Origin of the sequence: Duganella sp. CT11-25 (assembly GCF_047302815.1) — a bacterium.
Classification (GTDB): Bacteria; Pseudomonadota; Gammaproteobacteria; order Burkholderiales; family Burkholderiaceae_D; genus Rugamonas.
In genome coordinates this window covers 4,828,724-4,843,238 of sequence record NZ_JBKBFD010000001.1, presented here as the reverse complement: position 1 = coordinate 4,843,238, position 14,515 = coordinate 4,828,724, and the positions used below count along the sequence as shown (strand labels likewise).

The window sequence follows — 14,515 nt, the reverse complement described above, 5'->3', positions numbered from 1 at the left end:
GCTGAAGTACACCACTGGACACATCCCCTCTTTGTTTTGAATCGCACCGGTCCGCGAGGCGCAGCTACGCCTATCCAATTTTGTTGTGCGCAGTACTTATGTAGTCAAAACTAAAAAGGAGATATGGACCATGCAACTTCGTAAAAAACCGCTGGCGCTCTGCCTCGCGGGCTTGTTTGCCACCGGCTTCCCCGGCCTGGCGTCGTCCGGCACCATTCCGGCGGCCCATGTGTATCACAACCATATGCCGAACTTCTGGCCGTTCTATGCGGTCGACGTCACGGCCAAGTACAACGGCACCGCCGTCGGCGCGCCGATCCGCTATACCTATGACGGCGAAGTCATCAACCTGAAGACCAATCCGCCGTCCGGCTACAGCTATTACCTGCCGGCCTCGCTGGGCGGCGGCATCATGCCGCACGACGACCTGGTGACTTATTACACGCCGGACGCCAAGACCGGCGCCTACCAGTACTGGCCCATGCAGGTGGCCAACGAGATGCAGAGCTGGTCCGGCGCCAAGGGCCAGGTGCACGTGACCATGTCCGGCGCCGTGATCAACAACGTGCAGAGCCTGGCGACGCTGCAGAACGTGCCCGGCTACAGCAACCCGTCCTGGGGACAGTCGTGGGCCAATACCTTCAGCACGCTCAAGACCACCAATAACTACCGCACACTCGATACGGTCCACTTCACCGGCCACCACACGATGGGACCGCTGGTCGGACCGGACTACTTCCTCAAGGATCTGATCTACCAGAACGCCACGCTGGCCCAACCGTATTTCCTCGGCGGGAACTTCGTCTCGTCCAAGGGCTTCTTCCCCACCGAGCTGGGATTCTCCGAGCGCCTGATCCCGACGCTGGCCAAGCTGGGCGTGCAATGGTCGGTGCTGGGCAATAACCACTACTCGCGCACGCTGAAGGATTATCCGTACGCCACCTACGACGCGACCGGCGACACCATCGTCTCGCCGCCCAACCGCGCCGACCTGCAAAACACCTCCACCACCGGCAGCTGGGTCGCGGCCGGCATGGCGCATGAGCAGCAGGTCATCGTCAACAAATTCCCGTTCGCCTCGACGCCGCACTGGGTGCGCGCGGTCGATCCCGCCACCGGCGCGGTCAGCAAGATCGCCGGCATCCCGGTCAGCCAGAACGGCTCCTGGCTGGAAGGCTGGGAAGGCTCGACCACGGTCGACGAGATCGCGCCCTATGCGGCACTGGAGCCGCGCCAGTTCTTCGTGGTCGCGCACGACGGCGACAATTCCGGCGGCCGCGCCGGCGCGCTGTCGACCTGGCAGGCGGGCCACAACACCACCTGCTCCGGCAACGGCTACTGCCTGGGCATCGACGAATACCTGAAAGCCAAGCCGATTCCGGCCAGCGACGTACAGCACGTGCAGGACGGCTCCTGGGTCGACACGCGCGACTCCTCGTCGGATCCGACCTGGTATCACTGGCGGCTGCCGTTCCTGATCTGGAAAGGCCAGTTCGCCGATTTCAACCGCGTCAATGGCCTGAGCCTCGCGCCCAAGGTCAACCTGAAGGGCCTGCAGGAAGGCGCCACCGTATCGTTCGAATATGGCTGGCACTATTTGGAGCGTAACTTCGCGCTGCTGCAGGCGTCCATGAACTACGCCAAAACCGCCGAGCAAATCTGGCTGGACGGCCACCCGAATCATTGGTCGCCAAGCACCACGCTGGACAACCAGGTCACCTATCCTGGCAACCAGCTCAATCCGTGGATGATGTCCTATCCGGTCAAGGGCAATGCCGCCGCCGACTATGCGGGCGGCGCCAATCCGGCCGAACTGGCGTGGTACTTCCTGCTGCCGGCGATGGATTCCGGCTTCGGCTACTACGACGAGAACAAGGACGACAGCGTCAAGCCTACGCTGGCCTTCAACAACTCGCTGGCCTTCTCCAAGCCGTATGTGCAGGCGAACCTGGCGCAGGACCATACCGGGCCATCGGTGTGGTGGCCGCAACGCTATCCGTACAATCCCGGCTCGGTCAACGCTTCCAAGGCGGAAGGCTGGACCATCCAGCACTACAGCAACGACTTCGCCATCTACACCTATGCCTATGACGTCTCCGGCATCAGCAGCGCCAAGGTCAAGGTGCGGGTCCACAGCAGCAACACCATCAATGCCAGCGACGACACCTACAAGGTCTACGATCCGGCCGCGATGGCGGGCGTAGCCGGCCTGTCCATCGCGCCCGGCAATGTCGGCGCATGGGACGAGTACAACATGCAGGTGCGCGACCTGCAGGCCGACATGAACGGCGTGGCCTGGAACGCCACCACCAAGGACACGCTGGCCGTGCTGCCGGCGCAGGAGATCGGCGACCTGTATTACACCTACCTGTCGAACTACCGCAACCAGCTGCTGGACTACTACGTCGAGGCGACCGACAGCAAGGGCAATGTCACGCGCTCGGAAATCCAGCAGGTCTACGTCGGCGCCGGCAAGTACACGCCGACCACCACCGGCTCGGGCTTCGTGGAAGACGCCAACGGCACAGTGGCCGGCGTGTATCCATTCCTGGTGATCGACTCGACCGCGCCTGGCGCGCCGGGCGCGATCACGGCGTCCACCATTACCGACCGTTCGGTCACGCTGGCCTGGCCGGCCGCCACCGACAACGTCGGCGTCACCGGCTACAAGATCTTCCGTAACAGCGTGCAGGTCGGCACCAGCGCCACCGCCAGCTATACCGACAGCGGCCTGGCGCCTTCCACCGCCTATACCTACGCGGTGGTGGCGTATGACGCGGCAGGCAACCAGTCCAGCGCCAGCCCGAACAAGGCCGTCACCACGCAGGCGGCCGACACCGTCGCACCTGGCGCACCGGGCACGCCGGCCGCCTCCGCCATCACGTCCAGCAGCCTGACGCTGGCGTGGGCCGCCGCGACCGACAACTACGGCGTGGCGCAGTACCAGGTGTTCCGCAACGGCGTGCAGGTCGGCGTCAGCGGCGGCACGAGCTTTGCCGACAGCGGCCTGACGCCGGCCACCGCCTACAGCTACACGGTCAAGGCGCTGGACGCGGCGGGCAACGTCTCGGCGGCATCGGCCGCGGCATCGGTCACGACGGCCGCCGGCAATATCGCCAAGGTCTACTACCGCCTGCCGACCGGCTGGACCACCGCCAATATGCACTACGCGCCGACCGGCGGCACCTGGACCACGGTCCCCGGCGTCGCCATGGCGCTGGCCTGCACCGGCTGGACCACCTACACCGCCAACCTGGCCAGCGCCACCGGCCTGACGGCGACCTTCAACAACGGCTCCGGCACCTGGGACAACAACGGCGGCAAGAACTACACACTGGGCACCGGCATCGTCGACGTGGAGAACGGCGCGGTCACCAGCGGCGTCAATCCCTGCGTCGCCGACACCACGGCGCCAGCCGCTCCGGCCGGCCTGGCTTCCAGCGCGGTGGGCGCCAACAGCGTCACGCTGAGCTGGACGGCGGCCACCGACAACGTCGGCGTCACCGGCTACTATGTCTTCCGCAACGGCACGCAGATCGCCAGCGTGGCCAGCGGCGCCAGCTACACCGACGCCACCGTCGCGGCATCGACCACCTACAGCTACACGGTCAAGGCCTTCGACGCGGCGGCCAATGTCTCCGCGGCCAGCACGGCGCTGAGCGTGACCACCACGGCGATCGTCAACAACAGCGCCACGGTCTACTACAAGAACAACGCCAACTGGAGCGCGGTCTACCTGCACTACGCGCCGACCGGCGGAACCTGGACCGTCTCGCCCGGCGTGGCGATGGACAGCGCCTGCACCGGCTGGAAGTCGAAAGTGGTATCGCTGGGCGCCGCCGCTGGGCTGGCGGCGACCTTCAACAACGGCTCCGGCACCTGGGACAACAACGGCGGCGGCAACTACGCGCTGGCCGCCGGTGTAGCGGCCGTGAACGCGGGCGCGATCACCACCACCAACCCGTGCGCCGGCGTCGAGAACGCCGCGCCGACGGTGCCGGATGGCCTGGCGGCCAGCAACGTCACCGCGTCCTCGCTCACGCTGTCGTGGACCGCGTCGACCGACAATGTCGGCGTCACCGGCTACAAGGTGCTGCGCAACGGCGCGCAAGTGGGCACCAGCAGCAGCACCAGCTACGCCGATACCGGCCTGGCCGCGTCGACCACCTACAGCTACACGGTGCAGGCCTATGACGCGGCGGGCAATATCTCGGCGGCCAGCGCGGCGCTCAGCGTGCCGACGCCGGCGGCGAGCGGCTGCCAGGTCAAGTTCACCATCGCCAATGCCAGCACGGTGACCGGCCAGAACCTGTACCTGGTCGGCAGCCAGGCGGCGATCGGCAACTGGACCCCGGCCAGCGGCTTCGCGCTGGCGATCCAGGGCAGCGGCGCCAACGTGCCATGGAGCGGCACGGTGACGCTGCCGGCCGGCACGGCGGTGCAGTACAAGTACGTCAAGTGGAACGGCAGCACGGCGGCCTGGGAGAGCAACCAGGTCACGTCCTCGGGCAACCGCGAGCTGACCACACCGGCCACCTGCAGTGGCGTAACCGACCGTAACGACGGCAACTTCAAGCTGTAAAACCACGGCGCGACGGGGGACAGGCGTAAAATACGTCCTTTGCCTGTCCCCCACGCCGTGCCATGACCATCCTGCTGACCACCCTCAACGCCCGCTACACCCACGCTTCGCTGGGGCTGCGCTATCTACTAGCGAATATGGGATCGCTGCAGGAACAGACGCGCCTGCAGGAATTCGTCATCGGCGCCAAGACCACCGAAATCGTCGAACGCATCCTGGCGCATGCGCCGAAGATCGTCGGCTTCGGCATCTATATATGGAACGTCGAGGAAACCACCAAGGTCGTCGCCATGCTGAAGCGCGTCGCGCCGCAGGTGACGGTGGTGCTGGGCGGGCCGGAGGTGTCCTACGAATCGAACGAGCAGGAAATCGTCAAGCTGGCCGACTACCTGATCACCGGCTGGGGCGATGTGACCTTCCCCAAGCTGTGCGGCGAGATCCTCAACGGCCCCAAGCCGCTGATGAAGATCCACGCCGGCGTTCAGCCGCCGATGGCCGAGATCAAGCTGCCCTACTCGCTGTACAGCGACGACGATATCAAGAACCGCACGATCTATGTGGAGGCTTCGCGCGGCTGCCCGTTCAAGTGCGAGTTCTGCCTGTCCGCCCTGGACAAGACGGCGTGGCCGTTCGCGCTGGAGAGCTTCCTGGCGGAGATGGAATCGCTGCATGCGCGCGGCGCGCGGCTGTTCAAGTTCGTCGATCGCACGTTTAACCTGAACATCAAGACCAGCCTGAAGATCATGCAGTTCTTCCTCGATAAGCTGGAGGCCAATCCGGACGATCCGGTGTACGCCCACTTCGAGCTGGTGCCGGACCATCTGCCGGACGCACTAAAAGAGGGCATCAGCAAATTCCCGCACGGCGCGCTGCAGTTCGAGATCGGCATCCAGAGCTTCAACCCGGAAGTGCAGACGCTGGTCAGCCGCAAGCAGGATAACCAGAAGGCGGCCGACAATATCCGCTGGCTGACCGAGCAATCCAACGCGCACATGCACGTGGACCTGATCGCCGGCCTGCCGGGTGAGACGGTGGAGAGCTTCGCCATCGGCTTCAACAAGCTGTGGGCGCTGAATCCGCACGAGATCCAGTTCGGCATCCTGAAGCGGCTGCGCGGCACGCCGATCATCCGCCATACGCAGGAGTTCGGACTGGTGTTCGAGCCGTATGCGCCGTACACCATCCTGGCCAACCGCGACATCGACTTCCCGACCATGCAGCGGCTGGTGCGCTTTGCACGCTACTGGGACCTGGTGGCCAACTCGGGCCGCTTCGGCCACACGCTGCCGGTGCTGCTGGGCGATTCGGCGTTCGAGCGCTTCATGGCGTTCTCCGACTGGCTGTACGCGAATACCGATGCGACCCACCGTATCGCGCTGGAACGGCTGGTGGCGATGGTGTCCCGATACCTGCAAACCCAGGGCATGGAGAAGGATGCCGCCGACGCCCTGCTGGCCAGCGATTATGCGGGGCCGAAACCAAAAGTCGTCGAGACGCCGGCGCCCAAGCGCCAGGCCCGCAGGCTGGCCGCCTGAGGCACCGCCCCGCCCTTCCGCCTTTTGCCAGAGCGCGGCAGCGCACCCCGGGCATGAACATTGGTAGCGGTCAGGCGCAAACTCCCTTAAACTGGCGGTATGCCTACTGCCCAAGAGCCTACCCTGACCCTCAACTCCGGTGCCGTCGCCGCTGGCGGCACCTGGCAAGTCCATGCGCTGGCGCAGGGCAAGGCCATGGCCACCATTACCGCGGTACTGAAATCCATCTCCGCCGATAACATCAAGTGGGACTTGTCGGCCATCGACAGCATGGACCACATCGGCGCCCAGTTGTTCTGGAACGCCTGGGGCAAGGCCCGCCCCGCCAGCCTGCAGCTGGCGCCGGGCCAGGAAGAATTCTTCAAGCGCCTCGAAACCACCGGCAAGCTGGAACTCCCGCGCCCGCGCCAGCAGCGCCTGACGTGGGTGATGAAGCTCGGCTTCGCGATGCTGCTGTTCTTCGAGCACATGGCCGCCTTCATCCGCCTGATCGGCCAGGTCACGCTGGACACGGGCCGCTTCATCCGCAACCCCGCGCGCGGGCCGTGGAAGGAAATCTCCGCGAACATATTCCACGCCGGCTTCCAGGCGCTGGGCATCACGGCGCTGGTCGGCTTCCTGATCGGCGTGGTGTTTTCCTATCTGTCGGCGCAGCAGCTGCGCGCCTTCGGCGGCGACGTCTTCCTGGTCAATCTGCTCGGCATCAGCATTATCCGCGAACTCGGGCCACTGCTGGCCGCCATCCTGGTGGCTGGCCGCTCCGGCTCCGCCATCACCGCGCAGTTGGGTGTGATGCGCGTAACCGAGGAACTCGATGCGATGCTGGTGATGGGCATCTCGCACGGCTTCCGCCTGATCATGCCGAAAGTGCTGGCACTGGCGATCGCCATGCCGCTGTTGGTGATCTGGACCGATACGATGGCGCTGATCGGCGGCATGATATCGGCCAAGGCTGAACTGAACATGTCTCCGCAATACTTCATCGGCAAGCTGCCCGACGCGGTGGCGCTGGCCAATTACGTCATCGGTTTGGGCAAGGGCGTCGTGTTCGGCATCCTGATCGCGCTGGTGTCCTGCCATTTCGGCTTGCGTATCAAACCGAACACGGAAAGCCTGGGGCGCGGCACCACCACCTCGGTGGTCACCGCGATCACCGCAGTGATCCTGGCCGACGCCGTGTTCGCGATCATCTTCAGCGGCGTGGGGTTCAAATGAGCGAATACGAAAGCTCCTGCGGTCCCGGCACCGGCGAACTGACGCTGGACGGCAGCGTGCCGGTGGTCGAGATCACCGGCCTGTGGACCAAGTACGGCCGCACCGTGGTGCACCAGGATCTGAACCTGGAGATCGAGCAGGGCGAGATCATGTCCATCGTCGGCGGCTCCGGCACCGGCAAGACCACGCTGGTGCGGCAGATGCTGGGCCTCGAACGCCCGGCGCGCGGCTGCGTGCGCGTGTTCGGCGAGGACATCAGCGAAATCGATTCCGACCAGCTGCAGCAGCTGCGCAATCACTGGGGCATGCTGTTCCAGCAGGGCGCGCTGTATTCCGCGCTGACGGTGTTCGACAATATCGCCCAGCCGATGCGCGAGCTGCACACGCTGCCGGAAGACCTGGTCCGCGACGCCGTGCTGCTGAAGATGAACATGGTCGGCCTCGGCCCGGAGCACGCGAACAAGATGCCGTCCGACCTGTCCGGCGGCATGGTCAAGCGCGTGGCGCTGGCGCGCGCGCTGGCGCTCGAACCGAAACTGCTGTTCCTCGACGAGCCGACCGCCGGCCTCGATCCCGATTTGTCCGAAGCCTTCGTCGCGCTGATCAAGTCGCTGCACCGCGAACTGGGGCTGACGGTGGTGATGGTCACGCACGACCTCGACACGCTGTTCGCGCTGTCGACCCGCATCGCCGTGCTGGCCGAAAAACACGTGATTGCGCTCGGTCCCCTGCAGGACGTGCTGAAGGTCGATCATCCCTTTATCAAGGAGTTCTTCCTTGGCGACCGCGGCCGCCGCGCGCTGGAAGCGCTGGACCAAAAAACACCAACGGAGCACTGATGGAAAACCGATCTCACGCCCTCACCACCGGCTTCTTCACGATCACGCTATTGATAGCGGCGATCCTGTTCGGGCTTTGGTTCAACCGCGACCGCGTCGAACGCATTCCCTACGTGATCGCCACCGCGCAATCGGTGCCGGGCCTGAATCCGCAGGCGCCGGTGCGCTACCGCGGCCTGGAGGTCGGCAAGGTCGGCGACATCGCCTTCGACCAGCAGGTCACCGGCCAGATCCTCGTCACGCTCAACATCAACACCGACGCGCCGATCACCAAGACCACCTTCGCCACGCTGGGCTACCAGGGCGTGACCGGCATCGCCTTCATCCAGCTGGACGACGACCAGGTCGGCTCGCCGCTGCTGCCCACCAGCGCCGACAAGCCGGCCCGCATCCCGCTGCGCCAGGGCTTCTTCGACCAGCTGGAAAAACGCGGCAAGGAAATCCTGACCCAGACCGAGGAAGTCACGCGCCGGCTGAACACGCTGCTCAGCCCTGAAAACCAGAAGACCATGCTGGCCGCCTTCTCCGACGTCAGCGAAACCGCCAACGAATACCGCGAGCTGCCGCAGAAGCTGAAGCCGACCATCGACAAGCTGCCGGCACTGGCCGAGCAGACGCAAAAAACGCTGAACTCCGTCACCGCGCTGGCCAACGATGTCAACAAGCTGACCACCAGCCTGCAGGCTCCGGGCGGGCCGATAGCCCGCATCACCGGCACGGTGGAACGCATCGGCGGCTCGGTCGAGGCGGTGGCCGGCGGCCTGGAACTGGACACGCTGCCGCAGGTGAACTCGCTGTCCGACGACACCCGCTCGTCGATGCGCGCGCTGCGCAAGACCATGAACAAGATCAACGACCGTCCGCAAAGCCTGATCTTCGGCGCCCCAGGCGCGCCGCCGGGTCCCGGCGAAGAAGGCTTTACCGCTCCGACCAAATAAGGATAACCAGATGATTCCTGCCATCCGCACCCGCATCGCCGCCACCGCCATCGCGCTCCTGCTCGGCGCCTGCGCCAGCAAGGGTCCGTCGACCGCGCAGTACGATTTCGGCCCGCTGCCGGCCGCTTCGGCCTCCGTTCAGACCACCAATCCGGCCGCCATCATCGTCGCCGACATCAGCGGCCCGGCCGCGCTGGATTCGGAGCGCATGCACTACCGCCTGCTGTACGCCGATGCGCGCCAATCGCGCCCCTACGCCTACAACCAGTGGACCAGCACCCCGCTGCAGCTGCTGACCCAGCGCATGAAGGCGCGCATCGCGCAGGCCGGCGTCAAGGTACTGTCGACCACCGACGCCGCCGCCAGCACCAACCTGCTGCGCATGGAGGTGGAAGACTTCACGCAGAACTTCGACACGGCCACCAGCAGCAGCGGCGTGCTGCGCCTGCGCGCCTCGGTGTTCCGCAGCCACAAGCTGATGGACCAGAAGACCTTCAGCCGCAGCGTGCCCGCCGCCAGCGCCGATGCCGCCGGCGGCGCCAGCGCGCTGGCCGACGCTGCCGACGCGGTGGCCGCCGACGTGCTGGCATGGCTGGCGGCGCTGCCGCCTTCGAAGGAATGACGGAAGCCGCGCCCGACCAACCGCCGGCACCGGGTCCACTGGCCCCGGCCGGCAAGACGTCGCCGTTCACGCGCGCGGCGCTGCTGGCCTATCTGTTCCTGATCGTCTACGCCAGCTGGTTCCCGTTCTCCGGCTGGCACAACCAGGGCTTGTCGCCGCTGATCTTCCTCGAGTCGACCAGCATGCCGCGCTACTGGACCAAGTTCGACGCCATCATCAACATCGTCGGCTACGTGCCGCTCGGGGTCCTGATCGTCTACGCGCTGTACCCGCGCGTCAAAGGCGTGTGGGCCCTGCTGCTGGCCAGCGTGTGCGGCCTGCTGGTGTCGGGCACGATGGAGGCGGTGCAGACCTACCTGCCCAGCCGCGTCTCGTCCAACCTGGACTTCTACACCAACGCCGCCGGCTGTTCGCTGGGCGCGTTGATCGGCGTGCTGACGGTGCGCCGCCTGCTCGACCAAAGCCAGCTGCAGCGCCTGCGCCAGGCTTGGTTCGCGCCGCACGCCAGCCAGGGCCTGGTGCTGCTGGCGCTGTGGCCGCTGGCGCAGATCTATCCGCAAAGCTTTTTGTTCGGCCTCGGCCAGCTGCTGCCCATCCTGTCGGACTGGCTGTCGGAACTGCTGGACATGGACATCGACCTGGCCAGCTTCGTGCGGCCGGACGCGGTGCTGACGGTGGAGCAGTACTGGCTGTCCGAAACCATCATCACCGCCTGCGGCATGGTGGGCGCGGTGCTGACCCTGCTGTGCCTGCTGCGCAGGCCGGCCCCGCGCGGCCTGCTGGTGGGCGCCATGATCGCCGCCGCCATCGTGGTCAAGGCGCTGGCGACGGCGCTGCTGTTCTCGCCGGAAAACGCCTTCGCCTGGATCACGCCCGGCGCCCAGGGCGGCTTCCTGATCGGCGCCATCATGCTGGCCGGCCTGGCGTTCGCGCCGCACGTGGCGCAGCGGCGGCTGGCGATCGCCACCCTGCTGCTGAGCCTGATCATCGTCAACACCACGCCGGCCAACCCGTATTTCGTGGCCACTTTGCAAACATGGGTACAGGGCAAGTTCCTGAACTTCAACGGCGCGGCGCAATTCCTGTCGCTGCTGTGGCCGTTCTTCGCCGTCTGGTTCCTATGGTTGCCGGCCCACAAGCTCAACGCCGCGAGCCAAGCACGGGTATCATAGCGGCTACGACTTTCCAGAGGTAATGCCATGAGCGACACCCCCTATTTCAAGCACCACGTCTTCTTCTGCATGAACAAGCGTGACGACGGCCGCAACAGCTGCGGCGACCACGGCGCGGAAACCGCGCAAAAACACGCGAAGAAGCGCTGCAAGGAACTCAACCTGAACGGCGCGGGCAAGGTCCGCATCAACCAGGCCGGCTGCCTCGACCGCTGCGAAGAAGGCCCGGTGCTGGTGGTTTATCCGGAAGGCACCTGGTACACCTATGTCGATACCAGCGACATCGACGAAATCATCGACACCCACCTGGTGCAGGGCAAGGTTGTCGAACGTCTCAAGATCTGACCCTATGAACAAAAGCGAAAAATTTACCCTGGCCGGCGCCGCCGGCCAAATGGAAGGCTTGATCGACCAGCCGGCCGGCGCGCCGCGCGGCATCGCGCTGGTGGCCCACCCGCATCCGCTGTACGGCGGCACGATGGACAACAAGGTGGCCGTCACGCTGATGCGCACCTTCGTCAACCTCGGCTACGTGGTGGCGCGCATCAACTTCCGCGGCGTCGGCGCCTCGGAAGGCGTGCATGACCACGGCATCGGCGAGACCGACGACATGGCGCTGCTGCATGCGTGGATGACGGCCACATATCCGGGCCTGCCGGTGGCGCTGGCGGGTTTCTCGTTCGGCACCTTCGTGCAGTCGCACCTGGCGCAGCGCCTGGCCGCCGCCGGCAACCCGGCCGAGCGCCTGGTGCTGGTCGGCGCCGCCGCCAAGAAGTGGGAAATGGCGGCCATTCCGGCCGACACCATCCTGATCCACGGCGAGCAGGACGACACCATCCCGCTGGTCGACGTGCTGGACTGGCTGCGCCCGCAGGACATCCCGGTGATCGTGATTCCCGGCGCCGACCACTTCTTCCACCGCAAGCTGCAGCACATCAAGAGCTGGGTCGTGCAGCTGTGGCACCGCCCGACCGATGTTGCCGAAGATGAAACGGACACCGCAACAGCGGACTAAAGCCCTATAATTCCCACGCTTTTAACTTTCCACCGAACACGACCACATGAAAAAAATTATCGCGGCTCTGGCCACCAGTGTGATGTTGATGAGCGCCGCCGTCGCGCAAACGCTGCCGGCCCCGACCATCGCCGCCAAGTCCTGGCTGCTGCTGGACGCCACCAGCGGCCAGATCATCGCCTCGCAGGATCCGAACGCCCGCATCGAGCCGGCCTCGCTGACCAAGATCATGACCGCCTACGTCACCTTCGGCGCGCTGCGCGACAAGAAGATCGACCTGAAGCAGATGGTCAACGTCTCGACCAAGGCCTGGAAGGTCGATTCGAGCAGCTCGAAGATGTTCATCGACCCGGCCACGCCGGTCAGCATCAACGACCTGCTGTACGGCCTGATGGTGCAATCGGGTAACGACGCCGCCGTGGCGCTGGCCGAAGCCGTCGCCGGCGACGAGTCCGCCTTCGTGGCGCAGATGAACAAGGAAGCCCAGCGCATGGGCCTGACCTCGACCCACTTCGCCAATCCGCACGGCCTGCCCAGCCCGGAAAACTATTCGACCGCGCAAGACCTGTCGGTGCTGGCCAAGCGCGTGATCCTGGACTTCCCGGAGTTCTACAAGATCGATTCGGTCAAGAGCTTCACCTACAACAAGATCACCCAGCCGAACCGCAACCGTTTGCTGTGGCTGGATCCGACCGTGGACGGCATGAAGACCGGCCACACCGACGCCGCCGGCTATTGCATGATCGCCTCGGCGCACCGCCCGAACGGCGCCAGCGAGCGCCGCCTGATCTCGGTGGTGCTGGGCACCTCGTCCGACCAGTCGCGCACGCAGGAAAGCCAGAAGCTGCTGAACTGGGGCTTCCAGAACTTCGACACGGTCAAGCTGTACTCGAAGGGCCAGGCGATCGCCGAGCCGGAAATCTGGAAGGGTTCCAAGAGCACCGTCAAGATCGGCTTCCCGAACGACGTGCTGGTGACCGTGCCGAAGGGCGTGGCCGCCAAGATGAAGCCGGCGCTGGAACGCAAGGATCCGCTGGTCGCGCCGCTGGCGCAGAACAGCCGCGTCGGCACGCTGAAGATGGTGGTGGACGGCAAGCCGCTGCTGGAACTGCCGGTGGTGGCGCTGGAGACGGTGGACCAGGCCTCGATCTTCGGCCGCGCCTGGGATTCGATCCGCCTCTGGCTGAAATAAACGCATGAAAAAGCCCGCGTGACCGTGCGGCGGCCTTGGCCGTCGCAGGGCACGCGGGCTTTTTTAATCTTCCGCGTTGGTGTGGTGCATCGACTCCTGCGCCCACTTGAACGCCGCCTGGCCCACCGCGCCCAGCCCATCGACATCGATCCCCAGCTTCTCGGCGATCTCGATCGCGCGCTCGACCTTGTCGCGCTCCAGCAGCATCACCATCATCAGGTAAGGGCCGTAGACGCCCTCGCTGCCCAGCAGCACGTCGCGGATCTCGTCCGACAGATGCATCTTGCCCACCAGGCTGGCCATCGGCACGCCCAGCAGCGCATCGAACAGCGACAGCAAACCCACCAGGAACAATTCATCGCGCTTGGCCTGCGGCAGCGCGCTGCAGGTCTCCAGGAAACGCGCGCGCGTCAGCGCCACTTCCAGCAGCGACTCGTCGCGGTCCTTGTTGGCGCCGCCGCCCAGGCGGAACATCGATACCGTCAGCCCGCGATACAGCTGGTTACGGCCCAGCACCATGAAGGCTTGCTGCAAGCTGGTCACCTTGGTGCTCTGGCCGTTGCTCGGCGCGTTGGCCCAGTTCAGCACCTGATAAGTCATGCCGGGATCGCGCTTGGCCACCTCGATCAGCGCCGGCAGCTCGGCATCGGAGCGCAGCAGATTCAGCAGCTCGATCGAGGTCATGCGGCTTTGGTCGACCTTGGCGTCCGGATCCACCTTGTCGCTGGTGGTCAGGAAATGGCCCATGAAGTAATTGCAGCCCCACGACATGCACATGCGCTGCTCGTCCCACGACTCGACGCCGTCGACCGCCAGCTTCATGTCGGGATAGCGCATGCGCAGCTGCTTGGTCAGCGACTGGAACTCGGCCAGCGTATGTTCATTCAGGTACAGCATGGCGACGTCGCACAGCGCCATCAGCGCCGCATCCTCGGTATCCAGCGACACGCCGCGCAGCGCCACCTTGCAGCCGGACTCGCGCAATGCCGCCATGCGGCCGGCCAGTTGCTCCACCGGCAAATTGGCGCTCTTGCGGTCCAGCATGAAGATGGTGTGCGGCGCGACCAGCGGCAGGTGGCGGTTGAACACCACCGCGTCCGGGCTGATCTGCACCAGCGCGATGCGCTGCTGCGCAAACTCCGGCATATGCGCGGCGACCAGGGTTTCGATGAATACGGTTTCCGGCAAGGGCGCGCGGTTGCCGCCGAAGGGCACGGAGAAACGGTAGCCGCACAGGCGGTGGCGCTCGTCGACGATCTCGGAGCGCACCACGATGGCGGCGCTGTCGCCGCCCGGCGCCGGTGCCGGAGCGGATACCGGCGCGGACGCCGCGGCGGGGGCGGCGGCGACGGTTTCAGGTTCCGGTTTTGATTTCAGAAACGATAAAAATCCCATTGATTCCTCC

Annotated in this window: 11 protein-coding genes; 10 read left to right on the top strand and 1 reads right to left on the bottom strand. The window is 65.4% G+C overall.

Annotated elements, in window-relative coordinates:
• The first annotated feature begins 130 nt into the window (after window positions 1-130).
• From ACEN9F_RS20755 to ACEN9F_RS20710, 10 genes are all read left to right on the top strand, one after another.
• The gene (locus ACEN9F_RS20755; RefSeq protein ID WP_413422889.1) at window positions 131-4,582 is read left to right on the top strand and encodes a carbohydrate binding domain-containing protein; all 4,452 of its coding nucleotides are present in this window, start codon (window positions 131-133) and stop codon (window positions 4,580-4,582) included.
• A gap of 62 nt (window positions 4,583-4,644) precedes the next feature.
• Window positions 4,645-6,117 carry a DUF4080 domain-containing protein gene (locus ACEN9F_RS20750; protein ID WP_413422887.1) on the top strand — a complete coding sequence of 491 codons (1,473 nt, stop codon included), beginning with the start codon at window positions 4,645-4,647 and terminating at the stop codon, window positions 6,115-6,117.
• Window positions 6,118-6,216: 99 nt separating this feature from the next.
• Window positions 6,217-7,332, top strand: coding sequence for an MlaE family ABC transporter permease (locus tag ACEN9F_RS20745; RefSeq protein ID WP_413422885.1), 1,116 nt, complete (start codon window positions 6,217-6,219; stop codon window positions 7,330-7,332).
• On the top strand, window positions 7,329-8,171 hold the full coding sequence (locus ACEN9F_RS20740; RefSeq protein WP_413422883.1) for an ABC transporter ATP-binding protein: 843 nt from the start codon (window positions 7,329-7,331) through the stop codon (window positions 8,169-8,171). The genes ACEN9F_RS20745 and ACEN9F_RS20740 overlap by 4 nt, the downstream gene beginning before the upstream one ends.
• Window positions 8,171-9,109 carry an MlaD family protein gene (locus ACEN9F_RS20735; RefSeq protein ID WP_413422881.1) on the top strand — a complete coding sequence of 313 codons (939 nt, stop codon included), beginning with the start codon at window positions 8,171-8,173 and terminating at the stop codon, window positions 9,107-9,109. Before ACEN9F_RS20740 ends, ACEN9F_RS20735 begins: the two co-directional genes overlap by 1 nt.
• Before the next feature lie 10 nt (window positions 9,110-9,119).
• Window positions 9,120-9,731, top strand: a complete 612-nt coding sequence (locus ACEN9F_RS20730) for an ABC-type transport auxiliary lipoprotein family protein (protein WP_413422879.1) — start codon at window positions 9,120-9,122, stop codon at window positions 9,729-9,731.
• Complete coding sequence (locus ACEN9F_RS20725) at window positions 9,728-10,903, top strand: VanZ family protein (RefSeq protein WP_413427125.1); 1,176 nt, start codon at window positions 9,728-9,730, stop codon at window positions 10,901-10,903. Before ACEN9F_RS20730 ends, ACEN9F_RS20725 begins: the two co-directional genes overlap by 4 nt.
• 27 nt (window positions 10,904-10,930) lie before the next feature.
• Window positions 10,931-11,248, top strand: coding sequence for a (2Fe-2S) ferredoxin domain-containing protein (locus tag ACEN9F_RS20720; RefSeq protein ID WP_413422877.1), 318 nt, complete (start codon window positions 10,931-10,933; stop codon window positions 11,246-11,248).
• A 4-nt stretch (window positions 11,249-11,252) separates the two neighbouring features.
• Window positions 11,253-11,918 (top strand): alpha/beta hydrolase, encoded by a 666-nt coding sequence (locus ACEN9F_RS20715; RefSeq protein WP_413422875.1) that lies wholly within the window; start codon window positions 11,253-11,255, stop codon window positions 11,916-11,918.
• Between the two features lie 46 nt (window positions 11,919-11,964).
• A complete protein-coding gene (locus ACEN9F_RS20710) occupies window positions 11,965-13,110 on the top strand; it encodes a D-alanyl-D-alanine carboxypeptidase family protein (RefSeq protein ID WP_413422874.1) in 1,146 nt (381 codons plus the stop codon).
• A gap of 63 nt (window positions 13,111-13,173) precedes the next feature.
• Here ACEN9F_RS20710 and ACEN9F_RS20705 read toward each other — a convergent pair whose 3' ends face one another.
• A complete protein-coding gene (locus tag ACEN9F_RS20705) occupies window positions 13,174-14,505 on the bottom strand; it encodes an EAL and HDOD domain-containing protein (RefSeq protein ID WP_413422872.1) in 1,332 nt (443 codons plus the stop codon).
• Between the last annotated feature and the right edge of the window lie 10 nt (window positions 14,506-14,515).